The sequence below is a fragment of the Pectobacterium sp. F1-1 genome (assembly GCF_025643735.1).
Taxonomy (GTDB): Bacteria; Pseudomonadota; Gammaproteobacteria; order Enterobacterales; family Enterobacteriaceae; genus Pectobacterium; species Pectobacterium colocasium.
In genome coordinates this window covers 3920059-3944228 of the sequence record NZ_CP104733.1, presented here as the reverse complement: position 1 = coordinate 3944228, position 24170 = coordinate 3920059, and the positions used below count along the sequence as shown (strand labels likewise).

Sequence of the window (24170 nt, the reverse complement as noted above, 5' to 3'; positions counted from 1 at the left end):
GGATGCCGCGAAAGCCAGTGCCGCGTCGGGAACGCGTCACTGGCGGCTCGAAAAGCGGTTATGGGCACCGAAGGCACCGCGTTAGCGGCATAATTTCCGCCAAAAGCCGGGGTTCATAGGGGGCTGGCGTAGCCCCCTATGTCGGGCGCGTGCTACGACGTAGCATGAAGAGAACAGTGCTCGATGCGCACGAAACTGTCTCTGTATCTACATAACTCATGTGACTAAAAGGTAACCACGTGAACACATCACACCGTGACGAAATTCCCCTGCATATCCACCACAAAGCGGGTTGCAGGCTCATCGTTGATGTAACCGGCGAGGATTTTTAGCATCAGGCCGAAGCGGTATTGCAGGCTGTCCGGCGGCAGTGTGGCTGTTGGCGTGTAGGCCGCCAGCAGGGCGCGGTACTGTTTCACCCGCGCAGACGGAATATCCTGCCAGGCGAGATCGCTGCCGTTGCGCAGGCAATACCAGTCGGTCACCAGCGTGAGCAGGGAAATAGCCTGTAACCCATCTGTGCCTGTGACTGCTTTTGGTTTGCGCCCAGCGGCATCGGGCAGCGTTTTGGTGCTGAGCGGTTCCTGCTGCTGTGCGATCCACAGCAGATCGCCACAGTTCAGCGTATTAATGAGAGGCGATAAATCTTCCGGCCAGTCTTTCACCAGAAAACGCTGGCGTACCAGCAGCGCCAGATGATGATGCAGGAAGTCGTAATAATCGCGGCTTTTCAGAATGTCGCCCAGCGGTTCACCGGTGCGATCCAACTCTTTCTGATAAAACGGGAACAGATGGTTGAACTGTGGCACGTTGCGCAGAACCAGCGTATCGATATCGACGCGATCGCTATGCAGCGTCGCCAGCTTCATGGCAGGCGGGTAAGCGGCCAGCGACGGCACTGCGACATTCACCAGCGTCCCCTGCGAACCGCGATACACGCCAGTGTCATTGACGTGCAGGTGGCCGCTGAAGTGCAGGCGAATTCCAGCCGCCAGCGCCTGTTCGGCAACCTCCGGTCGTGGCGTGCGTTTAATGAAGCTGTTGCTGCCAAACAGCTGCTTTTCGTCCTCTACCGTGCCGTCGAGGAAATCGACCAGCGGATAGTGTGAAAACACCAGTAGCTTCTTATTCTGCGCTTTCGCCCGCTGTACCACCGATTTCACCCACGGCAGTATGAACGGCTTCTCGGTCAGCAGCGCATTCCAACCGGTATTGCTGCTGGTGGAATAGCCTTCAATCCCTTCGCGTTTCTCTGGGCCGTCTTTGACCTGATACACGTTGGCATCGATGGAAAGCAGCCACAGTCCCGCTTCCGGCTCTACCAGATAGGACGCGTCCACAATGTTCCACTGTTTGCTGCCGTCCGGTGATCGGGCGAGGTACTGGCGTTTACTGAGTTCGTCGCTGTCACCAAACGGTGTTTCCCAGTGCAGGAAGTCGTCGCGTTTAAAGAAACCAAACGGCTTCATCAGCGGTAGACCGCGTTCATAGCCGAGTGCCTGCATTTTGGCGGTGACGATCAGAGACTGTGCGTCGCCAAGCTTAACGCCGGGTTTGCTACTCAGCATGGTGCTGCTGCCGTCGGCGTTGAGCATTCTTTGCCAGGAGTCATCGCCCTGTGGGCGATTGACATCGTGGTTGCCGGGGGTGGCGAAGAAACGCATACCGTGACGCTGCTCATACTGCGTCAGGATGGCGGCAATGCCTTCAACGGTAGGTTGTTGGCCGTCATCAGAATAATCGCCGGACAGCACCACGTATTTCACCTGCTGTTTTGCCAGTTCGTCCAGCGCGGCCAGCAGCGCAAAGTAAGGCTCATTGAAGATGCGGGTCGAATTCACCGAATCTTTTAGCGTGCGAATGGTCAGCTTCTTTCCGGTCTGCGCATCGGGCAGGCCGTCAAAATCGTAGTTGCCGTAGATATTGTGGACGTGGACATCCGAAATAATGGCAATGCGCAGCGGCCCAGCGGGCGCGGTCATGTCGGCGTTAGCATGAAAAAAACCGCCAGCCAGCGTAATGGCGCTGCCAGCACCGAGCTTGACGAAGGTTCTGCGAGTGAGTGGTTCCATGATTAATCTCCATAGGTGGGGCTGCTGGTCGAACCCAAAGGACTAGCGGTATAACGCATAATCATGACAGGCAATCAATCGTGCGCCGTCGAGCGCATCGCCTATCGGGGCGGCGAGGTGGGATTGCCATTCGTTCGGTAGCCACGGGCGAATATGTAAGCCGATGCTGCCCATGAGCGACAGGCGGGGAGGCGAGTGGCGTGCCACGGCGGCCAACAGTAGGCTGATTTCGCTGGCTGTTTGCGTTAGCAGCGCGTGAGAAATGGCATCGTTCTGCTGAGCGCAGTCAAATACGCGGCGAGCGAACTGTGCATAGTCGCCCGGTTTCGCCTGTTGGATAAACGTCTGGAATGCCTCAAGCGTGTTGGCGGCTTGCGCGGGTGCTGTGCTGGCGGAAAAGTAATCGTCGATGCTCTGACTGAGCGCGGACGGCGCGCACCCACCTTGCAGGACATCGTAGGTATGTTGCAACGCCGCCAGCCCGAGGCGTGCGCCGCTCCCTTGATCGGAAATCGGGAATTCATGACCGCCGTAAGCGGTAATCGTCTGATTCTGCCACGCCAGCCCGCAGGAGCCGGTTCCGGCAATGACGACGCCCGCCGCTTCCCCTTGATTGACGGCCAGGCAGGCACCCAGCGCATCGGTATTAAGTACCTGAACGGCATAAGGATGCGGCAACGCCAGAAACGCCTCGTAGGCGACGCGATGTTCCGCGCTGGCGAGCGCCAGTCCGACTTTCAGCCGGGATATGTCATCCAGTGACAGCCCGCTGTGCTTCAACGCCTGTGCGATGGCATCGTCCACCGACTGACGCACGCTTTCCACGCCGAGCAGCAGGTTGGCGCGACCGCCGTGTCCCTGACCGAGCGGCGTGCCGTCGGCCTGATAAATCCGTGCCCGACAGCCTGTTCCCCCGCCATCCACGCCAGCATAGAGCCATGTTGTCATGATGTGCTCGCTCCTGAATCCAGATAGGGAAGGCAGGCTACCGCCAGATCGCCGCTGAGAAAGACCGCATCGTGCGGCGAATCCGGCAGGCTGTTAAGTAGCAGGGTCAGCTCGTCGGCGCAGCGGGCCAGCAGTTGCACCGCCAGCGCGTCCTGCGGGTGTGCCAGCACAACGTGTCCGAGCGTTGTGTAGTCTGCGGCCTGCGCCTGTTTTGACCAGTCGATAACCCGATCGACCTGTTTATTGAAGTGCAGGAACAGCGCGTCACTGAGCGGCGTAAGCGGCGTGATGCCTTCCACGGCCTGAAGCATCTCCTGTACCGCCCACAGCCCCAGCCGCGACAGACTAGCCGGGGTGCCGATAGGAAAGCAGTCGCCGCCGCGACAGGTCAGAAGGCCGTCATGCCAGTGCAGCAGCCGGGTAAAGCCGCCAGTGACGAGAAAATAGCGATGTTGTCCAGGCCAGCGCTGTTCGCACAACGCACTTTCCTGCGCCCGATCAAAGGGGCGATCGCCATCAATGTCGATCTCCCTCAGTTGCCATTTCACGGTGCGCTTTTCCGCTGTTGTTGATTGGTCGCGATCGTTTCGTTGAGGCGCTTCACATCGTTTGACGTCAGGCGAAGATACTCATCAAACGACAACTGATCGTTCAGGTATTGGGTAAAGCGTGTCAGGATGATGGGGTACAGTTCGTTCGCGCCCAGACTTTCCATGCGTTCCCAATCAAAGACGTAAGACGGGATCTTTTTGATCTCTTCACGCGCGGTGTTCAGGCCGTCGATCACGTGCTTATCTTTGGTCTGGTAGTGCAGATCGGCAATATCGGCACCGACGATGATATTGAAGCGCTCGGCGATCTCACGTTGCAGCGGTTCGCTGCCCAGCCACTCCATGAATTCGGCGACTTCCTGCGGGTGTTTGGTGGTGGTGAACGGCATGATGAAGGTCGCGCCGCCCATCGAGATGCACTTCTCTTTGCAAGGTGCAGGCAGCACTTTCCAGTCAAAACCGTCGCCAATCTGCTTACTGAACTGGTTCAACAGCCAGTTGCCGGAGAAGTAGGTCACGATGTTGCCGTTCACGAAATCGTCCGCCATGCTCTTGTACTGACCGCCGCCCGCCGCGCCCCACATTTCACGCGGGAACACGCCTTCATCCGACCAGCGTTTCAGATCTTTAATCCACTGCTGTGCTGCCGCATCCGGGAAGTTGATCAGCCCGTCTTTATCGTAACGTGCACCATAGGAGTAGGCAGGGCCGGAGAAGCGGAAACCGCTGCGGTCGATGGTGAAGGGAATATGCACGCCGGTTTTTTCTGCGACCCGCTTCGAGGCTTTCATCAAATCATCAATCGTGTAGCCCGGCTGTGGCAGAGGAACGCCTGCCTGTTCAAACAGCGTCACGTTAACGAATGGCAGATCGGCCGTCCAGGACGCGACAAAGCCCGGCAGCGCATCCGCTTTATGCACGCCTTTCACGCGCATGATTTTTTCGATGCCAGTGCTATAGCGTTTCTCAAAGGCGACAGGGTCTTTCAGATAAGGGCGCAAATCCAGCGTATACCCGAGCAGCCCCATTTGCGTGGTTTTGGCAATATCCGGGCCTAAGCCTGCCGCCAACTGCATCGGCAATTGTGTTTGCAGCGCGTTATAGCCGGTGCTAACAAAATTCACATCGATGCGCTCATTGCTTTGGGAGAAAGCTTTCACTTTCTGTTCCATGAAATGCACTAATTCGGGATCGTCGTCACTATATAAAAATGTTATTTGCGTTTTAGCGGCTAACGCGCTGGTGCTGAATAACCCCAGTGCAAGGGCGGAAAAAAATAACGCGGTGTTGGAACGCATCATAAACCTCTCCGTTGATGAGCACATCTTATGTTTGATTAATGACGTAAATACCCTGTCGCGGTTAACGGGGTTTATTTTCTTGCTGTGAGTTATTCCGTTTTCTTATTAATGCAAATTTGCATTCATCTGTCATTTTCATCATGCAATCATGGACAGAACCCTGATTGATTTATGTGAAGCAGGTTAAAGATATTTTAAATGTTGATTTAAATAAAGCGTTTTTGTGATATTAATCACATATATAAACGCGATAATCTTATTTATTAATGCGAAATGTCAATAAATGAATGCAAATGACAATTTTATGCAAATTTGCATTCTAATTGCGATGTCACGGTGCAAAAAATGGTGCGTTGCCCTAAATATTGGCAGCGTGTGCACAGCGAAAGTGCAAATACGTGCAGCCATACATTTTCGTTATTTTATTTGTCAAAGCCGTAAACAGGATTCCGTATGAATATCGGTTGGAAATTAAAGAAGAACGGCGTCATTAATCGGTTTTTGATTACCGAATTGACGGAAAAACGTTATTTCGCCGAACCGGATACGTTGCCGGATAAGGTGAATTACCGCTTTATTAACGGCTTTGTCGATGTCGGCGTGTTGCCCTGCCGCGTGTGTTTTTTGCAGGAAGAGGCAAAGCGTGAGGTGACGTTGCCAGACGATTTACGCTTTCCGCTGATGTGGAGCGGCGGCGATGAAAGCCGCAACGTGAATTTCAGCGATTTCTGGCCGTGTCCGGTTCACGTTCAGCGCTTTGCTCGCTGCGCGATTCACAGCGACAGCGTGCAGGTTGCACCGTTTACGCTCAGCACCTGCGGCGGCGTCACGCTGTGGCTGAACGGCGAGCAGGTTACCCGCTTTACGCCCTTTACCCGTAATACCGAACAAACCTGTGCGATCACGCTGCCGCTAAAAGCAGGGATGAACACGCTGGTTGTACATAGTGAAGAGCTGTGCGAGCGCGATACCGATTACCTGTTCAGTCTGTGCTATCAGGGGGAAGATACGCTCTTCTGGCAGCTTGATGAGGACGCAGCACTCAGCGCGCCACTGACCGCGCTGGATGGCTGGATAAATGGGCTGACGCTGGAAAATAATCTGATCCAACCGCCCGTACTGGTGCTGAACAGCGCGCTGCCGCTGCCGGAATCTGTGACGATGGCGCATCGCTTGATTGGCAACGTCAACGAATCCATCCCCGTCTGGCAGCAGAAACAGACGCTGCCCGCGGGTAATCTGGACTGGCAGGTGGATCTGCCTGCGGTTCTGGTTGGTTACTACGATCTGGTCTGCGCGGCGACCTGCAACGGTATTACGCTGACGCGAACGCTGAGCTTTGGGCGCTTGCCTGAACAAACGATGCCCGCCTTACCGACGCTGGCAGCGCGGCGCGAAGCGGTATTGCGTCACACCGCGCGGCACGGTTTTGAGCGCCTCGGGCGGTTGTTGGCGATTGTTGCAACGGGTGAGGGCAACGATGCTGCGGCGCCGATTCTCAACAGCGCACTGCAAAAAATCAGCCGCCGTGAAGACTGTGCGGATTTCCAACTGGTGCCGCTGATTTGGCTGTGGCAGCGCTATCAGGGGCAGGCGCTACCGCCGCAGGACTGGCGGCGTGTGCGCAGCGCCATTCTCGGTTTCCGCTACTGGATTGATGAACCGGGCAACGACACCATGTGGTTTTGGAGTGAAAACCACTGCCTGTGTTTCCACGTTGCACAGTATCTGGCAGGGCAAAACTTCCCTGACGATACTTTCCCGTGCAGCGGCCGCCGTGGTCTGGAGCAACAGGCGATGGCCCACGAACGCCTGACGCGTTGGTTTGATTCCATTCTGGAACACGGGCTGGTGGAGTGGAATTCGGCGGCTTATTACCCCATCGACCTGATTGGGCTGGTGGCCCTGTACGAGCTGGCGCAGGATGCCGATCTGCGCGAGAAATCCCGCGTGGTGATTGACCGCATCATGCTGATGACGGCGTGGGTACACCAGAACGGCGTTGCGGTTGGCACCATGGGGCGCGCCTACGATAAAGAGCTGCGTTCCGGCATGTTGACCGAACTGTCTGGCCTGTGTGCGCTGATGTGGGGCGAGGGCTGGCTGATTCCGCACTGCGCCGCGTTGCCATTGCTGTGCCTGAGCGACTATCAGCCGCCGGAAACGACGGATCGGATTGCGCACTGGTCACTGCCGCACGGGGCAGAAGCTCGCTGGGTGCAGGGGCTGAACCGCAGCGCCCGCATCATCGCCTGGAAGCAGCGCGACGTCGCCTTTTCTTCCGTTTTCAATCATCACCCCGGTGAACATGGGCACCAGCAGCATCTGCTGGATGTGCGGCTGGGCACGCACTATGCCGCCCGCCTGTGGGTGAATCACCCCGGCGAAGATCGCCCTGATGGTGTGCACCGTCCGTCTTACTGGGCGGGGAACGGGCGTTTGCCGCACCTGATGCAGTATCGCAACCGCGCGCTGATGGTGTTCGATTTGCAACAGGATGTCCGCCCGTGGACACATCTCTATCTGCCGCAAACCGCGCTGGATGACGTCATCGTTGACGCGGTCTGGTGCTTCGTACGCGGCGGCAATGGCTATGCCGCCTTCCATAATCCTGCCGGATTACAGTCGTTTGCGAGCGCAGGCCAGCAGGCGGAAGGCGAACTACGGGCATATGGCGAGCAGAACGTGTGGTTCGTTGCCGTAGACAGCGGCGATGGTGCAGAAGGATTCACCGCATTCGTTGCCCGTTTCCGGGGGCGTTCGCTGGTACAGGATAGCGACGGCGTGCGTATCGACGATCCCGATTACGGCGAGCTGGCCTTTAGCCACGCGGCAGGATTCAGCGTAGCGCAGCAGCCTTTCATTTTTCCCGACGATGTCCCGGTCGTCCCGCAGTTCAACACAGGAAACCCATGACATGCAGACAGGTTCACTTAACCGACAACAAACCGAAGCACTGCTGGCGCAAGTGGCGCGGGCATTTTGCCGCCTGAAAGCGATCGACAGCGTGACGCAGGACGACACGCCGGATGCCGGGCTGACGATTCAATTCGAAGAGTGGGATTGGGAAGTCGGTGTCGGGCTGTACGGTTTTTGGAAGCTGGCGCATCTGACGCAGGACGACACCATGCTGACGACGCTGGCGAACTGGTATCAGCAAAAGCTGGATGCCGGGCTGCCGCCGCGCCAGATCAACTCGACGGCGCCGATGCTGGTACTGGCGCTGCTGTGTCAGGACAAACCGGATGCCCCCGCGCAGTGGCGTGACACCGTGAGCGATTGGGCGGACTGGCTGCTGCACTCGCTGCCGAAAACCGAGGACGGCGGCTTCCAGCACACGGTGAAAGAGCGCCCGAACACCGGGCAGTTGTGGGATGACACGCTGTTCATGGCTGGCCTGTTTCTGGTGGTCGCGGGGAAATTGCTCTCTCGCCGCGATCTGATCGAAGAAGCGGAATATCAGCTCGTCACGCACGCCCGCTATCTGGCCGATGTGCGCAGTGGGCTGTGGTATCACGGCTGGACATTCGTTGGTCGCCACCATTATGCCAATGCGTTCTGGGGACGCGGCAACGCCTGGATCACGCTGGTGCTGCCGGAAATGCGGGTGCTGGCGGACGATGAATTGTCCACGCCGGTACTGCGCACGCTGGAAGCGATTCTGGAGCAGCAAACGACCACGCTGGCACGCTGTCAGCATGAATCCGGCTTGTGGCACACGTTGCTGGATGACCCGGATTCGCCGCTGGAGACCTCCGCCAGCGCGGGGTTCATCGCCGGTATTCTGACGGCACGTCGGTTGGGCATGTTGCGCGATTTCCCGCAGGACGTGCTGGAAAAAGGCTATGCCGCCGTGGTGGCGCAGATTGACGCACAGGGCGTGGTGCAGGGGGTCTCGGACGGCACGGCGATGGGACACGACTTACAGTTCTATCGCGATATTCCCAATGTTGCCGTGCCTTACGGGCAGGCGCTGGTCATGCTGATGTTATTGGCACAGTTAGATTCTGTTTGCGAGGGCTGACAATGGCGAGTCTGGAACTAAAAAACGTCCACAAAAGTTACGGTGCGGTGAACATCATCAAAGGCGTGGATCTCACGATTCATGACGGTGAATTCATGGTTTTTGTCGGCCCGTCGGGCTGTGGAAAATCCACGCTGCTGCGCATGATTGCCGGACTGGAAGCGATCAGCAGCGGCGAACTGTGGATCGACCAGCGCAAGGTGAACGATCTCACGCCAGCAGAGCGCAAGATTGCGATGGTGTTCCAGTCTTACGCGCTCTATCCGCATCTTTCGGTGCGTAAGAACCTCGCGTTTGGGCTGGAAAACCTGCACTTCCCTAAAGCGGAAATTAACAGCCGTATTGATGAAGCGGCGCGTATGTTGGGGCTGGAACCCTATCTGGATCGCAAGCCACGCGCGCTGTCGGGTGGGCAGCAGCAGCGTGTTGCCATTGGTCGCGCCATCGTGCGTGAACCCGACCTGTTCCTGTTTGATGAACCGCTCTCCAATCTGGATGCCAAGCTGCGCGTGCAGACGCGCGGCGAGCTGTCCCGTCTGCACCAGAAACTGCGCACCACCATGATTTACGTGACTCACGATCAGGTGGAAGCGATGACGATGGCGCAGCGCATTGTGGTGCTGAACGCCGGGCGTATCGAGCAGGTTGGCACGCCGTTGGAACTGTTTAATCGGCCGAAAAACAAATTTGTCGCCGGCTTCATTGGTTCACCGCGCATGAATATGTTCCCGGCGCAGATCGTCGCCACCCGTGCGGACGGCGTCGAGGTACAGTGCCCGTCCGGCAATCGTCTGGCGCTGCCGTTTATTGGCACGGTCGGTCAGAACGTTACGCTCGGCATTCGTCCTTCACACTGTGAACTGGTGGCGGAAGGCGAGGGGATTGCGCTGTGCGTCGATCGCTGCGAGATGATGGGGCATGAGACTTTCATCTACGGGCGAATGGGCGGCATTGATGATGAGATGATCGTCCATCTGGCGCAGCACCGCGAGTTCGCGGCGGGCGAATCGGTGTTCGTCCGCTTCCCATCGGCGTATTGCCATCTGTTCGATGGCGACACGGATGACACATTGCCGCGCTGTGCTGAGCAGTAATTATCGCGACGGGAGAGGACGACATGAGAAAGATTGCCTTACTACCCGCAGGATCGCTGGTCGATAAACTGGTGACGCCAGTAGAAAAAGCGGTGAATCTGCTACAAAAACTCGGTGGCCGCAAAGTGATGCCGTGGTTTTTTATCGCGCCCAATATGCTGTTGTTCGCCGTTTTTGTCTTTATTCCGATTCTGCTGGCGGTGTGTTACGCCTTTACCGGCGGCACCAATATTCTGCTGTGGGAACGCCCCTACGTGGGCGTGGATAACTTTGCCACGCTGCTGAGCTGCGGCAACTACGCCGAGCCATCGAGCTGTGAACAGGATTTGTTCTGGACTGGCGTCTACAACACGGTGTCGTTCACCTTTTTCAACGTGCTCTGCACGCTGCTGGTGGCGCTGGTGACGGCACTGATCCTCAACCGCAAGATTATCGCCCGTGGTTTTTTCCGTGCCATGTTCTTCTATCCGGTGCTGTTGTCTCCGGTGGTGGTGGGGTTGATCTGGCAGTGGTTCCTTAACCGCAACGGCTTGCTGAATCTGGTGCTGTCGTCGCTGGGGGGGCAGCCGATTACCTTCCTGCTCGATCCGACGCTGTCGCGCTTCTGGGTGGTGTTTGTCTCCGTCTGGTTTCACGTTGGGTTTTATACCCTGATCCTGCTGGCCGGATTGCAGGCGATCCCGCGTGATATTTATGAGGCTGCGGCGGTGGATGGCACCTCGCGCTGGCGCGGCTTTTATCGCCTGACGCTACCGCTGCTGGCGCCGAACATTCTGGTGGTGGTGATTCTGCTGACCATCAACAGCGTGCAGATCTTCGATGAAGCCTGGGTGTTAACCAACGGCGGCGGCCCTGGTACGGCCAACAGCTTTATCGTGCAGTACATCTACCAGACCGCTTTTTCGTCTAACGCGTCGCTCTACGGGCTGGCCTCGGCGGCCTCGGTGCTGATGGGGGTGGTGCTGATGATCCTGACGGCGTTGCAGTTCCTGCTGACGCGTCGGCTGGAAGGGAAATAATAACGGGAGCCATGATGAAAATAATCGCATTTCTCACCCGTACCCGTCATCCGGGGCGCATTCATATTACGGATATCATGAGCTGGGTCTGGCTGGTGGTGGGTACGCTGCTGGTGCTGATTCCGGTGATGTGGGCGGCGATGTCGTCGTTCAAAACCCCAGCGGAGATCAACCGTTTTCCACCGAGTTTTCTGCCGCAGGCGGCGGATACCGTCACGCTGCCAGAGTACCCGAAGCCGCTGGAGCTGTGGCAGGTTAAGCAGGACGACGGAGAAGCGAAAACCATGGCGCTGGTGCGACGCATCGGCCTGATCGCACAGCTGGTGAACCCGGATGCACCGAGTGAGGTGGTTCGTGTGCCGACCAAAGATCTGGTGCCGATGAAAGCGCTGCATCTGGAGACGGATAACTACACGACGCCGATAACGAAGTTCCACTTTGCTACCTACCTGAAGAACACCGTGTTCGTGACGGTGATGGCGACGCTGCTGACCTTGCTGCTTAGTTCTATGGCGGCGTTTGCGCTGTCGAAATACGAGTTTCGCGGGCGCGGTACGGTGCTGACGCTGTTTCTCTCCACGATGATGATTCCGCTGTCGGTGGTGATGGTACCGACGTTTCTGGTGGTGATTGGCCTGAACATGGGCGATAACCTGTGGGGCGTGATTATTCCCACGGTGGCAACGCCGACCGGCGTATTCCTGTTACGGCAATATATGCTGACCATCCCCGATGAGCTGATCGAGGCGGCGCGTATCGATGCCGCCAGCGAGTTCCGTATTTACTGGAAGATCATCCTGCCGTTAACTGCACCCGCGCTGGCGGTGCTGGCGATCTTCTCGGTGATCTGGCGCTGGAACGATTTCCTCTGGCCGTTGATCGTCCTCTCCAGTCAGGATAATTTTACGCTGCAAATTGGCCTGAATGCGTTTCAGGGGCAGTTCTCGGTGCAGTGGCACTATATACTGGCGATGACGATGCTCTCGCTTCTGCCGGTAACGGCGGTGTTCGTCTTCCTGCAAAAATACATCACGACGGGGATTGCCAACACGGGGATGAAATAATGGCGACACTCAAGGATATTGCCGACCGCGCGGGGGTTTCCATCAGCACGGTTTCCCGCGCGCTGAACGGCACGGCGCCGATCAGTGCCAAAGTCAGGCAGCATATTATGGCGATCGCCACCGAACAGGGCTATCCGCTGCATAAAGTGGCTAAAGCGACCGTCGCGCAGACGGAACCGCTGCGCCACATTCTGCTCGCGACGCCGCGTAATCTGATGTTGGAGAGCGAATACAATCTGGTGTCGCTGACGCTGATTAACGCCCTGAAAACGCTCTGTCTGCAACGCAATATCCAGCTGCGTCCGTTTTTGGGGGAGCACGACACCATTAACGAACAGCAGCTGTTGCGTGAGCTTCAGGGCGGAAAAGAGAGCGGCATTCTGATCGTGAATGACGATCATCCGACCCTGCTGAACGCCGTGGCGGAAAGCGGGATTCCGGCGGTGCTGATTAACGGTGAAGATCCCTCGATGCGCCTGAGCAGCGTCACGCCCGCCAACCACTATGCGGCGGCGGCGGGAGTGCGTTACCTGATCGAGCAAGGGCATACGCGGATCCTGCACCTGACCTGGACGTCACGCATGACGATCAAACAGCGTGAGCGCGGCTATCGGGATGCGCTCATGCAGGCAGGGATTGCGGTGGATGACGATCTGATCCTCTCGCTGCCGGATTTTCACCCGCGTACGGCGCGTGACGCGCTGCTGCGCTGGTTGACGGCGAATCCCGACAGACTGGGGGTGACCGCGATTTTCTGCGCGGCGGATAATCAGGCCATCGGCGTGATCGACGCGCTGTATCAGCACGGGTTACGGGTGCCGGAGGATATCTCCGTCATGGGGATGGATGATATCCTGCCGTTCGACATGCTGCCGGTTTCACTCACCACGGTGCATCTGCCGTTTGAGACCATCGCCCGCGCGGCGCTACAGCTACTGGCGCAGCAAATGACGCCTTCACAGGCGCTCGGTATTGCCCAGCGCACGGAGCTGGCCGGACAGGTGGTGGTCAGAGAGTCGGTTCGGCGGGTGAGGTAGGCGGGCGTTATTTACAGGGTGGTTTCACTCTGCATAAGCACTACAGTTAAAGCGGCATTCTGTATTCAATTACGCCGGGTTTTTCTGCGACCCAATCATAAAGTCGCTGAGCTGTTTTATTGGTTTCCTGCGTATGCCAATACAGCCGATCGCAGCGTTCTTCTTGTGCCTTTTCTTTCACATATTCAATTAATTTCTTTCCAATATTTTTCCGCGCGCGGTTGAATCAACGAAAAGGTCTTCTAAGTAACAATAGCGGTTTATTCCCCAGGTGGAATCGTGAAAAACAAAGTGCACGAAACCGACAATGCGTAAACCGTCCCTGGCTACCGAGCAATACACCGGGATGTCGGGGTGAAAAAAGCGCTCCCAGGTGGTTTTAGTGACGTTATCGCTAAGCTGGACGTTATAGAACGCCTGATAATTTTGCCAATAAGGTAGCCACTGATCGTAATCTTGTGGCTCGACGGAATTCACCATGATCTGTTGGTTTGAAGGCATTATTTTTACTCTCATGTTGTCGCGGACAGGCGCTGAAAATCAGGCTGATATTTGTAGTAATAAAATAGCAGCGGAATAGACGGATATGCCCATCCACTTATTGATAGAGGGGCAGACCAATTCTTTCACACCCTATAACTCGATACATGAATGGCACCCATTGCGGGTTTTCTGGCGCACATTGCATATATCGGGCATCGCGCATTGGCATATACTCATTGCTGTAGGGCTTACGTGTAGCCTGCTTTTCACGCGACAATGGAGATTTCATGACTCGTAATCAGGGTTTTTCTTTAGATATTGGCTGGCAGGCTTTGCTAAAGGATTTTGGATTTCGGCCTGAGCATGTCCTGCGCCGGGCGGGGTTACCGGAAGATCTCTTTGCCCGTGGAGAACAGACGCTTTCCGTGGAGGATTACTTTCGGTTTTGGCGCAGTCTGGAGACAGAAGCTGACGATCCATTATTTCCCTTGAAACTTATCGAACTGGTCACCGCGGAACTCTTTGATCCTCCTCTTTTCGCGGCGCTCTGTAGTGCGAATCTGATGCAGGCAACGCAACGGCTTGCCAGGTACAAACAGTTGATACTCCCTATGCGTCTGGATATTGATGTTGCCGACAATGGTGATTTGAACATTTCACCGCGTTGGCTGTTTGCACAGGGAGATGTCCCTGCTTCATTACAGGTTGCAGAGATCGCCTTTCTGGTTCGGCTGGCTCGGCTGGCGACACGTGAACCCGTTAAGGCCAAACGCGTCAGCCTGCCCGTTCCTCTTTCCGCCGCTTATGCGCCGCACTACAAGGCCTTTTTCGGCGTAGCAGTACAGCACGATCCGAATTTGAGTGTGACGTTCTCCGCCGCAGATGCCCTTCGCCCGTTTCTGACCGTCAATGAAGGTATGTGGCGCGTATTTGAACCTGAATTACGTCGGCGTTTGAGTGAACTGGATGCCGCCGCAGCGATCGCCGAGCGTGTGCAAGCCTTATTGCTGGAGTTAATTCCCAGCAACACGGCAACCATTGATACCGTTGCCGAGCGTCTGGCGATGAGCAAGCGGACGCTACAGCGTCGCTTAGAGGAGGAGGGAGAGAACTTCCGGGTGTTGGTTAACCGTACCAGAGAGAAACTGGCCCGACATTATCTGGCTAACTCCACGATGTCCGGCGGTGAAATTGCTTTTCTTCTTGGCTTTGAAGACCCTAACTCGTTCTATCGTGCATTTCAGGGATGGACAGGGCAAACGCCCGACAATGCGCGTCAGACAATCCGATCGCGGCGATCAATTTCATCCTCTCCATCGCGCCACTGAACGTTCGCCGAACATGCTGAATACGGTTGGCGCAATCGGCAAGTGCTATGGCGTATCGCGCTAGATGATTGGCGCACGCTGCCTTATAGAGTAGCAGCCATAGTCACACGGTGCTGAAAACGGCCCATTTGCAACCTTACCTCAGACAGGAATAGCCAATATGAATGCGAAAGTTTCTTTAGTAACAGGGGCGTCTTCTGGAATCGGGCAGGCGACGGCCCTCAGATTAAAAGCGCTGGGCCATACGGTATATGCTGCTGCTCGTCGGGTCGACAGAATGCAAAATCTGTCCGATGCCGGTATCCACACGCTGGCGATGGACGTCACCGATGATGCCTCTATGCAGGCCGGTATTCATGACATCCTCAAAAATCGGGACGTATCGACGTGCTGATCAATAACGCGGGATATGGTTCATACGGGGCGCTGGAGGAGGTTTCACCCGATGAGGCTCGGGCACAGTTTGACGTCAACATCTTTGGCGCCGTGCGCCTGATTCAACTGGTGCTGCCCCACATGCGTGCTCAGCATGCGGGCACCATCGTCAACATCTCTTCGATGGGGGGCAAGATGTATACCCCACTGGGCGGTTGGTATCACGGCACAAAATTTGCGCTGGAGGCAATAAGTGACTGCCTGAGACTGGAAGTGAAGCCGTTCGGTATTGATGTGGTGATCGTTGAGCCGGGAGGTATTAAGACCGAGTGGGGGAGTATCGCCGCGAATAAACTGCGTGATGTCTCCGGCACGGGTCCCTACGCGCCTCAGGCGAGGGCAATGAGTGAATCGATGATTGGGGAAGCGAACAGTAAGCGCCTGTCACCTCCAGACGTTATTGCTGACACGATTGCCCGTGCGGTTAGCGCGCGGCGACCAAAAACACGTTATGCGGTGGGGTTCAGTGCCAAACCGATGATCTTTTTACGCGGGCTGTTATCCGATCGAGCCTTTGACTGGCTGATCGGCAGCGCGACGGGCGTATCTCGTTACTGGAAAAGCTAAGGCGTATTGCTTTTTTAACCACCTGCTTAACCGCAGATCACAACATGAACGGGTACGTTGTCTATTTCATTCTCCTTTTCATTGGTTGGGCAGATGAGGACGCGCCACTTTCCTCATCTGCGATACGGTTACGCCTTGTTATTGCTCCAGTTCGCTGGATTCATAATGAGTGCTGACTGCATCCCTACACTGCCGCTCATCGACGGGTTGTAAGCCTGTTTCCCGTAGAATGATGGAAGCTGACTTTTTGCTGTCGATGACGAGCTGCTTGCTCCGCCAGATGTGGGAATAAAGGGTTTCACTCCCTGTTTGGCTATCGCTCCGGTCAGGCTGCCAAACGCGGGTATCGTTAATTTGCCCAATGAGAGGCTTTGCAGCGTTTTTATGACGGGAATACGGCTGAGGCAAGTGAACTGCGGTACGATACCGAGGCTGCCAAACGAGCTGTAAGCGTTGCTGACATCCGTAAGTGATGACGGGCTGAATGAAAGCCGATTACCCGCACCCAGAATGTTGTCGTAAATCTTCGACTGTTGGTGGGCAAACGCACCGCCAGCGCCGGAGACTGCGCCAGTAATCGCCCCACCAATCGCCCCCGTAATCGCGCCGCTGAGCATGGATTGCTGCCAGGTTCCCGAGTTGGCGACGCCAAAGGCATCATTGACAAAATGTTGGCTGACGCCTTGTGCTGCGCCAATGACTCCTCCAGATACTGCGCCGACAAATGAGCCGGCGATGATGCCGCCAGCGGTTGTCGATGTTGCCGCCGCCGCTGCCGACCCGGCAGCAAAAGCGCCGACCCCGCCTGCTGCGGATAGTGCACCCGCAACAGCGCCGATACCTGCTCCGGCAAAGATGTAACCTGCCAGTGCGCCACCTTTTAGCCCGGATTGAATGCCAGTGTAGGCGGCCATGCCGCCGCCAAGCACTGCACCAACAAGCGCCCCCATGAGCAAAATGACCAGAATGGGCGCTATTTCTCCTGAAGGATCGGTTTGGTTGACAGGGTTGTTGTAGCAGTAAACGAAAGGGCCACCGTATTGGAATCTCGGGTCGCACGAGTAGAAACGACCAAGCTGAGGGTCATAGAAACGCGCACGATAGTTGTAGAGTGCCAGCTCCGCATCAAACTCTTGGCCAGTATAGCGATAGTGCACGATCTCTGGGGTACCAACGCTATTGGCAAATCGCTGACCAAACGGCATGTAGTCCAGCATGGTAGCAACGGTGCCGTCGTCAGCAATGACGGCTCGCACTGACCCCTGTAAGTCTTTCAACACATAGTATGTTGTATGGTTTTTCACCAGCGCCAGCAGGCCACCAATGCCATAGATATACTGGGTGTCTTGTTCCCCTGACTCCATCAGCGGAAAGTCACTCAGCCCATGTACATACAACGTTTGTGCGCCGTTGCTATGCCTTTTGATGACACGCTGGTTAAGGCCGTTATAGGTAAACTCCAGCGAATGGCCATCTTCCAGTGAAACAAACAGCGGTAAATTATTCAGCGCATTGTAGTCGATACGTGCAATCTGGCGATGCGATGAGGCAGTGACGTTGCCGAACGTGTCATAGCGGTAGTGCTGTGTTGGCGCATTATCGTGATGGACGGCGGTAACCTTGTTGCTGTTCTTTAAGTAATCATATGTACGCCGTGCCGTGCCTTGCTGAAGAGACAAGATATTGCCATTAGGATCGAAGGTGAGCGGATGGCCGACACCAAGGCTGTAGTCAGCGTTAGTGCTGTGCTGAGCGACGATCAACTGGCTGCGCTTGTCGTACTGGTAGCGGTAAGTAAATGTATTTTCTGGATTAATACTGTTCTCGCTGGTGGCGCTGGCAATGTTACCGTTGTAGTAACCTGAACCGTTATAGCCACCGGATGTGTAGCTAAAAGTATGCTTGAGCAGCGGGCTACCGTCAGCGTACTGGTTCGCTATCTCTGTTATCCATCCGGGAGAATTGTAGGCCAGACGGCGCAACAGTGGGCGGCTTCCTGTGTTATTAAGCTGTTCTCCGGCGAGGCTGCCATCCGCGTGATAGCGATATTGGGCAAATTTCGCTGGTTCGTTCTCTGTTCCGATAGCCGTGTTCTGCCCCATGTCATTATAGGTATATATGACGCTGGGGATGGGGGCGCCCGCGGGGTAATCAATACGTGTGGTATTACCCAGATTGTTGTAAGTATATGTCGTGGTTTGCGCGACGTGCTCCGGCACGCTCAATGTAGTGCGTGTCGTATTGCCATAGCGATCGTAGCCGTAGCTATTTTCGATGATCGCTCCGCTGGCGTTTCGTTTCTGTGTTTTCCATAAACGCCCACGCAATGTGACGTCTTCTCCTGTTCCGTCATAACTATTCTGGGTTTCCCAGTGGTTGTTCTGCGGGTAATGCGGATCGCTGTTCGCTATGCTCTGTAGTTGGGTGCCATCTCCCCAGGAACGCGTAATTTCTCCCTCCTCAATGATACGACCCAGAATGTCATATTTCTTATAGAGAACGGTGCCTTTCTCAACCGTTAATGGCGTTGAACTAAAGCGTAGACGGCCTGCGGAATCGTAGATATAGCGCGTTTCTCCTGTATCTGGCGTCGTTCGGGATATGAGCTGCTGCAAGAAGTTATAGCGATTGTGGGTGGTAAAAGCTCCGGTGTCGTTGCCTGATAAAAAGGCGTTCGGATGCAGAATTTGGCAGATATTCCCCGCAGCATCAAAAACTTGCTGAACGGCATCAACAACCGTGTTATCCGCATTGGTCTGTTTACCTAACGTTTGCCCTCTGCGATCTTTAATTTCCAGAACCTGGGAACCATTCGCATCGGTCAGCGCGGTAACCAATAACTCGCCTGGTCGATACAGAATGCCCGCGATGCTTTTCTGATCGGCAACGGCATACTTAATCTGGGTGGTATGGTTATTGCTGTCAGTAAGGGCAAACAGTTTACCGGGTAACCCTTTTTTGAGCGGTCGCCCGAGTGATGACGCTTCATAACGCGTGCCGCTGTAAGGGTATCCTTCATCTTGTGGATAACGCGTGCTGATTTCGCCACTCATTATGCCCGTTGCGCTATCTAGCCCGCTGACAAATCCTGAACGGTAGCCGAAGAGCGTGTCGTCAAACGTCGCTATCTTGGTTTCAGCAATGCAGTTCCCTAGTGCGTCATAGCATTTTTCTTTAACCAGACACTGGGTACCATTTAGCACCTGAGACTGTATATCCTGCCGATTAGCATTTTTATAACTCATTGAGATTTGAGGGGAGCGATATGTCACTGGGTTAGCGAGTTGCAGCTCGCCCTGTGCTGAAAAAACGCATTCTCCACTCAGCGGTGTCGGGCTTTTTATTGCGAAAACTTGTCGGCCATCGGCGAGTAATATCACCGCACCATTCACGGGGATCAGCAAGACGGTTGCGGGCACTTGACCATTAATCTTGCTGTTTTTGTGTGTTGTGCCATCCAGCTCCAGCGTCCAGCCCGTTGATGATAGCCATTTGACGCTTAGTCGATTGCCGATAGTGATGCCAAAAGCGACAGTCTGAGGCGCGCCAGAAGATAGTGTGACGCCGATAGCATAGCGGCCATGTTGCTGGGTGGGTCGCCATGAAATGGTGTTAACGGCGGAACCTGTGTGACAAAGCTGGCCGTTATTGAGACGCCAGGCAGAAGCGCCATCCCGGATCCACCGCTCCCAGGTTTGTTCGCCGTCCATAAAGGTTTCGTAGAGGCCGCCTTCAGCCGCCATGATGTCACAACTGCTGGACGGGTCGTTTTGAGGATAGGCAAAGGGCTGTGCGTTATTCCAGCTTCTCGTCGCGTAACTTACCGAACCTCTTTTGCTGTTTTCCTGTGGACCGACTTCGGTGAATTTCTGACGCAGTGGATCGTAACCATAACGTGTGATGTTGGCATTATTGCCGAGTGTGGCTGTTTCATCCCAGTAGATCGGATCGTAGCATTTTGCTTCCATGTTGCTGGTCAACGGGGTAATGCTGATATTGTTGATCAGAAGATAAGCGGAGGACTTTTCATTGGTGAATGACACCGTAAGCGGGAGAGGCGCTCCGTCTCCCTGATAGTCGATGACCGCCTGCCAGTACACCCATTTCGCTTCATGGGTAGGGATAACCGCCACTTTTTTACGTTCACCGCTTCCTGAGCGCGTTTCCAGATAAACGTTGCCCGCGTTGGTCAGAAACCCTTTTTCCGCTTTTATCCAGCCAGCAATGATGGTTGTTTGGGTGTGTTGCAATGGCATTGTTCGCAACAGAGCGCTATGGGCCGTCAGCTTAAAGCTATTGGTGCCCGTGCAGGCATCGCCAGAGATGAGAGCGTCTGCCATCGTTCCCTTGCCATTCGCTAGTTGCCAGCGCGATGGATAGGTTTCATAGGGTTCAAAACCGACAAAATCACAGCTGTTATCGTCTTTGCTGGTGAAGGTAGCGACAGGCAGAATTTCGTTTTTATCCCACAGCGTACTTTCTATCTGTTCCGTGGCGTCACTCCCGCAGGTAATCGCCCCATAAAAACTCCTGTGCAGGACGCGACTGACCTTCAACCACGATGCGCCTGGATTGGCGGTGATGAGATGTGGATTCTCTGGTGTTGTATTGTCAGGTGCCTGTTGCAGGATATATGCGTTACTTGTTGCCCACACGGTTGGTGCCGGGTTGCCAGAAATGGGGTGCTGGCGTGACTGAGGATGGTATTGTTGCAAACTGCCGGAAAATACCTCTTTTTTTCCGCCACTCGCCGGGGTGGTGACTGAATCAAAATGGGTGAAAGGGACGTCAATAACGTGCTTAAGCAAGAACCACGGATAGGCCTGATAGGCATAGCCATAGTGTTTGGTGATCGTTTCCACCGTACCATCACGGGTGACATTATCAAACGTCTCTTCTACAAGCTTGCCAAACTGGCTGTCATACGTGTAGTTCGTGCTGGTCAGCAGGCCATCATTGATGCTCGTGTCGGTGATACAGCGGATGTAGCCGCCAAACAGGTCACGCTGTACGCCTTTGACGTTGAGCGTGGTAAACACCTTGATATGTTTCTGCTCATGAATCAGCAGCATATTGTTGCTATCGAAGGTTTTTTGTTCAATAAGCTGCCCGTCCAGAAGACCTGAGTCATCCTGGTCTGCTACGTTAACCTTCTGGTTTTTTTTGGTTAACCCATTGAAGTAACGATTCTCGGTATAGCCAAAACGAGGGAGGGCTGGCGTATCTGTACCTGGATAATAGGCGCTTTTGTAATACTTAAACACGGCACCGGTTGGATCGCAGGTCGCTGTTGCGATATCAAAGACATACGCTGTAGTGCTGGTAGTATAGCCATCATTGATACTGACCGTATCGACGCAATAATCCACCAGTGTACCTTGCAAGGTATTATCTAAATAACGGTTCAGTGTCAGGGTTTCTGCGTTATCAAAGCTCTTTTCCAGTGGTAAGTAGGTGACAAAAGTGGAAAGACCGGAAGGGTATTGACCATTAATGTTGGTTTTAATTTGCCCGTCAGCGTTGATCTGTGTGAAGTAGCGCTGAACGATCACGTCTTTATTGGCAAGATTCTGGTTAAGGAATGGCCAGACCGTCGTATCTTTGACCGCACTCCCCGCTAAATTCAGATAAGAAATAAAACGTGGCCCCTGATTGATCATCGTGGTGCTGTCTATCTCATACGGCACTTCCTGATAGTGGTTTACCGCATCCTGCCAATTACGCGATGAGCCTCGCTGATAGATACGATTCCCCATTGTGGCAATATCGGCGCCTGCCGTGGGGAAGAAATGTATCTTCCGTGCTGATGTTGGGCCATCTTTGCTATATAAGTCCGTGGCGCTGTTATCCCAACGCGCAATGTGGGTCACGGGATCGTAGCCAATCAGTTTAGCTTGTACGGCAGATTCTCGATTGCTGACGGCAATGGCGTAATCGGTGCCGTAGGCGTACCAGTTTATGTCCTGATCGCTACAGGTATCGCGGAAGTTCAGGCTTTTGTTGAACAGCCATGATGCGCCGTTGTAACGCAGCAAATGAGGGCCGGAAGCAATCATGCTGTTGTTAATGAATCTGGCGATAAAGGGGATGGTAATCACTTTCGATGGATGACTTTTCGGTAACCGGCAGGGGAAGTCAACACTCTTTATCGTGCTAAAAGCCGCATCCCATTCCAGAACTTTAATCGTGTAATCAACGCTAAGTGAGGCTTCCTGAGTGATATAGGTCAGTGCAATAAACGAGGCACTGCTGGCAAAACCAAAGCTGTTTTCCGGGTTAGCACCACCGATCGTAAAGGTTAGCGTTGTCGATGCGCCGGTATGCCACTGCTCGTCGCCGTCCTGATAATAAAGCGTGAAGGTGTTGTGGTGCATGCCGCCACTTTCCGGCGCGTAGTCCAGAATGGCGTAGTATTTGTTTGTAGCGGTGATGTAAGGCTTATTGTTTGGTTTGTTCGCCGTCAGATCTGAGGATCTCTCTTCAATACCCCATGATTTGGCAAAGTTATTCCATGTGTAGCGCACGAGCTTACGATGATCTTTATCACAGGTGACGAAGAAATTATCGCCTGCGGCAAGCTGCAAGTGGGCGGTCTTTTCGATAATCGGTGCGGCTTCGAACCATTCGCCCCACTTGCGGTTGTCTTTATGGTAAACGTGTACGCCTGATTTCCCGTTCTGGGGGCTGGAATAGGTCAGACAGGCAAAATCAGCACTGGTAATGACGTTCACACTGTTGATGTCGAATGCGGCCTTGATTATCTGCTGCTGGGGCGTCCATTGTTGCCATCGGCCTAACCAAGTATAGAGTGTGACATGAATTTGGTCGGTTGATTCGTTTAGCCAGAGACTGACGACATAGTCCGCGCCGAACCAGACTCGGGGCTTCGCGGCGCGTGGCCAGGGATTGGTAATCTGCTGTTGCCTGTCGCAAAGTGGCAATGTCTGCTGTTTGTATCGATAGGCGATATCGGCTCCATCGGGCGTAATCGCGCGGCTTAGCGCACCGGCGTTAACGTTGCCTACGGCCCAGTAGCTGAGTTGCAGATCTGGCAGAGAACATTGGTTGGCATACTTGCGTTGTATGCTGGTCAGCGTGCGTTTGACCGTATCGCCGTAGAGATAATCATTTTTTGTGTAGTGGCTGAAATTGCTGCTAACGTCATAACCCAGTTGCACGGCATAAAGCAGATCACCTTGAGGATTATTGACGACAATATGATCCAGATAACGCGTTTCGTATCTGTCCTGATAGGGACTAGGTTGATTATCTGGAATCTGTGTATAGGGGGTATTCCAATGTGGAGACAAGTATTCGCGCGGGCTGGCAGGGGAATGGATATCGTACTGTTTTTCTTTGTAGTTGAAATTAATGGTGCGATTGAACATGTCGGTTATCGTTAAAAGATAGCAGGCCTTAGTAAACGATAACCCGCTGTCCCCAACCTGCTGCTCCACCACATCGTAACTGAAAGTAATCGTATCTCCCCAGAGACTTTTGATTTGTGCCAGATTCCAGGTTGCGGCGAACCTCGATTGTAATAATGTTTTGTCCCCGGAATGCGTGAGCGCAGATTGTCCTGACCAGTTACCCCATCTCACTTTCCATTGAATGGCATGTTGGGTAGCCGTTATTCCACCATAAAAATAGCTAGTGCCATCATCTTTTACCATTTCCCAGCGTTCAAACTCTGGGTAATATAAAATTTTACTGAAATCATATTGGAAACATTCAAAGGCAAAGCCGCCGGAAAGCACATTCAGATAGTCATCCTGGCGATTAACGATAAAAGTACGTTGGTTCTGGCTATCAATGATTTGCCATTGTTGATTGGCGTTTACGGTGCTGACACGGGCATTAATATCAATTTCTATTCCAGATTCAATAAACTGAGATTGAATGGCAGAATCTATTTTTCCTTTATTCAGTGTGTCAATGTTATTACTTGGAAGTGTCGCACGATGCCATTCATTTTTTGTTCTGATCAGTTCTGTTGCGCTATTATTGGTATAAATTTGATAAGTGTTGTCGCCTGGTGAGGCATTTCCTCGTGTTTCTACTTCTATTCTCTCAAAGGGCAGCTTCCAGCCTAACCCCAGGATACTGGTTGGCGCGCTGGCATTTGACTGATGGATTTCATTTTTAACATTACTGCCATAGGATGCCGTCACTTTCACATCCAGCTTGTTTCTTCCTTTTAGTGAAACCAAATCTAAAGGTAAATTGATATCACCACGAAACAAATTA

At 54.2% G+C, this 24170-nt stretch carries 12 protein-coding genes and 2 pseudogenes; 8 read left to right on the top strand and 6 right to left on the bottom strand.

Annotation, left to right across the window (positions count from 1 at the left end; all coding sequences use genetic code 11):
• Nucleotides 1-248 precede the first annotated feature (248 nt).
• From NAL19_RS17660 to NAL19_RS17645, 4 genes are read right to left on the bottom strand one after another with little or no spacing between them, the layout of a single operon-like run.
• Nucleotides 249-2072, bottom strand: a complete 1824-nt coding sequence (locus tag NAL19_RS17660) for a metallophosphoesterase (protein WP_263058029.1) — start codon at nt 2070-2072, stop codon at nt 249-251.
• 42 nt (nt 2073-2114) lie between these two features.
• Nucleotides 2115-3020, bottom strand: coding sequence for a BadF/BadG/BcrA/BcrD ATPase family protein (locus tag NAL19_RS17655; protein ID WP_263058028.1), 906 nt, complete (start codon nt 3018-3020; stop codon nt 2115-2117).
• The gene (locus NAL19_RS17650; protein ID WP_263058027.1) at nt 3017-3568 is read right to left on the bottom strand and encodes a glucosamine kinase; all 552 of its coding nucleotides are present in this window, start codon (nt 3566-3568) and stop codon (nt 3017-3019) included. Before NAL19_RS17650 ends, NAL19_RS17655 begins: the two co-directional genes overlap by 4 nt.
• Entirely contained in the window at nt 3565-4872 is a 1308-nt protein-coding gene (locus tag NAL19_RS17645; protein WP_263058026.1) for an ABC transporter substrate-binding protein, read from the bottom strand. Before NAL19_RS17645 ends, NAL19_RS17650 begins: the two co-directional genes overlap by 4 nt.
• 453 nt (nt 4873-5325) lie before the next feature.
• Here NAL19_RS17645 and NAL19_RS17640 point away from each other — a divergent pair, with 453 nt between their 5' ends.
• The 6 genes from NAL19_RS17640 to NAL19_RS17615 are packed head-to-tail and all read left to right on the top strand — an operon-like array spanning nt 5326 to nt 13110.
• On the top strand, nt 5326-7788 hold the full coding sequence (locus NAL19_RS17640; protein ID WP_263058025.1) for a hypothetical protein: 2463 nt from the start codon (nt 5326-5328) through the stop codon (nt 7786-7788).
• Nucleotide 7789: 1 nt separating this feature from the next.
• Nucleotides 7790-8896 carry a glycoside hydrolase family 105 protein gene (locus NAL19_RS17635; RefSeq protein WP_225085734.1) on the top strand — a complete coding sequence of 369 codons (1107 nt, stop codon included), beginning with the start codon at nt 7790-7792 and terminating at the stop codon, nt 8894-8896.
• Nucleotides 8897-8898: 2 nt separating this feature from the next.
• Entirely contained in the window at nt 8899-9990 is a 1092-nt protein-coding gene (locus NAL19_RS17630) for an ABC transporter ATP-binding protein (protein WP_225085733.1), read from the top strand.
• 23 nt (nt 9991-10013) lie between these two features.
• Nucleotides 10014-11009 carry a carbohydrate ABC transporter permease gene (locus tag NAL19_RS17625; protein WP_180778586.1) on the top strand — a complete coding sequence of 332 codons (996 nt, stop codon included), beginning with the start codon at nt 10014-10016 and terminating at the stop codon, nt 11007-11009.
• An 11-nt stretch (nt 11010-11020) separates the two neighbouring features.
• Nucleotides 11021-12073 carry a carbohydrate ABC transporter permease gene (locus tag NAL19_RS17620; RefSeq protein WP_225085731.1) on the top strand — a complete coding sequence of 351 codons (1053 nt, stop codon included), beginning with the start codon at nt 11021-11023 and terminating at the stop codon, nt 12071-12073.
• Nucleotides 12073-13110: a LacI family DNA-binding transcriptional regulator gene (locus tag NAL19_RS17615; RefSeq protein ID WP_225085730.1), complete on the top strand. Its 1038-nt coding sequence runs from the start codon at nt 12073-12075 to the stop codon at nt 13108-13110. Before NAL19_RS17620 ends, NAL19_RS17615 begins: the two co-directional genes overlap by 1 nt.
• A gap of 46 nt (nt 13111-13156) precedes the next feature.
• On the opposite strand, the pseudogene NAL19_RS17610 reads toward NAL19_RS17615, so the two are convergent.
• Nucleotides 13157-13611, bottom strand: a pseudogene (locus NAL19_RS17610) (GNAT family N-acetyltransferase).
• Between the two features lie 269 nt (nt 13612-13880).
• Between NAL19_RS17610 and NAL19_RS17605 the strand changes: the two are divergent.
• Both NAL19_RS17605 and NAL19_RS17600 read left to right on the top strand, forming a co-directional pair.
• The gene (locus NAL19_RS17605) at nt 13881-14921 is read left to right on the top strand and encodes an AraC family transcriptional regulator (protein WP_225085728.1); all 1041 of its coding nucleotides are present in this window, start codon (nt 13881-13883) and stop codon (nt 14919-14921) included.
• 160 nt (nt 14922-15081) lie between these two features.
• Nucleotides 15082-15923: pseudogene (locus tag NAL19_RS17600) on the top strand (oxidoreductase).
• 128 nt (nt 15924-16051) lie between these two features.
• Here NAL19_RS17600 and NAL19_RS17595 read toward each other — a convergent pair.
• The gene (locus NAL19_RS17595) at nt 16052-24166 is read right to left on the bottom strand and encodes an RHS repeat domain-containing protein (RefSeq protein WP_263058024.1); all 8115 of its coding nucleotides are present in this window, start codon (nt 24164-24166) and stop codon (nt 16052-16054) included.
• Nucleotides 24167-24170 lie beyond the last annotated feature (4 nt).

Excerpts from the sequence above, each read along its gene's own strand:
- NAL19_RS17660 (WP_263058029.1), bottom strand. The coding sequence starts at position 2,072 with ATGGAACCACTCACTCGCAGAACCTTCGTCAAGCTCGGTGCTGGCAGC.
- NAL19_RS17655 (WP_263058028.1), bottom strand. The coding sequence starts at position 3,020 with ATGACAACATGGCTCTATGCTGGCGTGGATGGCGGGGGAACAGGCTGT.
- NAL19_RS17645 (WP_263058026.1), bottom strand. The coding sequence starts at position 4,872 with ATGATGCGTTCCAACACCGCGTTATTTTTTTCCGCCCTTGCACTGGGG.
- NAL19_RS17640 (WP_263058025.1), top strand. The coding sequence starts at position 5,326 with ATGAATATCGGTTGGAAATTAAAGAAGAACGGCGTCATTAATCGGTTT.
- NAL19_RS17635 (WP_225085734.1), top strand. The coding sequence starts at position 7,790 with ATGCAGACAGGTTCACTTAACCGACAACAAACCGAAGCACTGCTGGCG.
- NAL19_RS17630 (WP_225085733.1), top strand. The coding sequence starts at position 8,899 with ATGGCGAGTCTGGAACTAAAAAACGTCCACAAAAGTTACGGTGCGGTG.
- NAL19_RS17625 (WP_180778586.1), top strand. The coding sequence starts at position 10,014 with ATGAGAAAGATTGCCTTACTACCCGCAGGATCGCTGGTCGATAAACTG.
- NAL19_RS17620 (WP_225085731.1), top strand. The coding sequence starts at position 11,021 with ATGATGAAAATAATCGCATTTCTCACCCGTACCCGTCATCCGGGGCGC.
- NAL19_RS17615 (WP_225085730.1), top strand. The coding sequence starts at position 12,073 with ATGGCGACACTCAAGGATATTGCCGACCGCGCGGGGGTTTCCATCAGC.
- NAL19_RS17605 (WP_225085728.1), top strand. The coding sequence starts at position 13,881 with ATGACTCGTAATCAGGGTTTTTCTTTAGATATTGGCTGGCAGGCTTTG.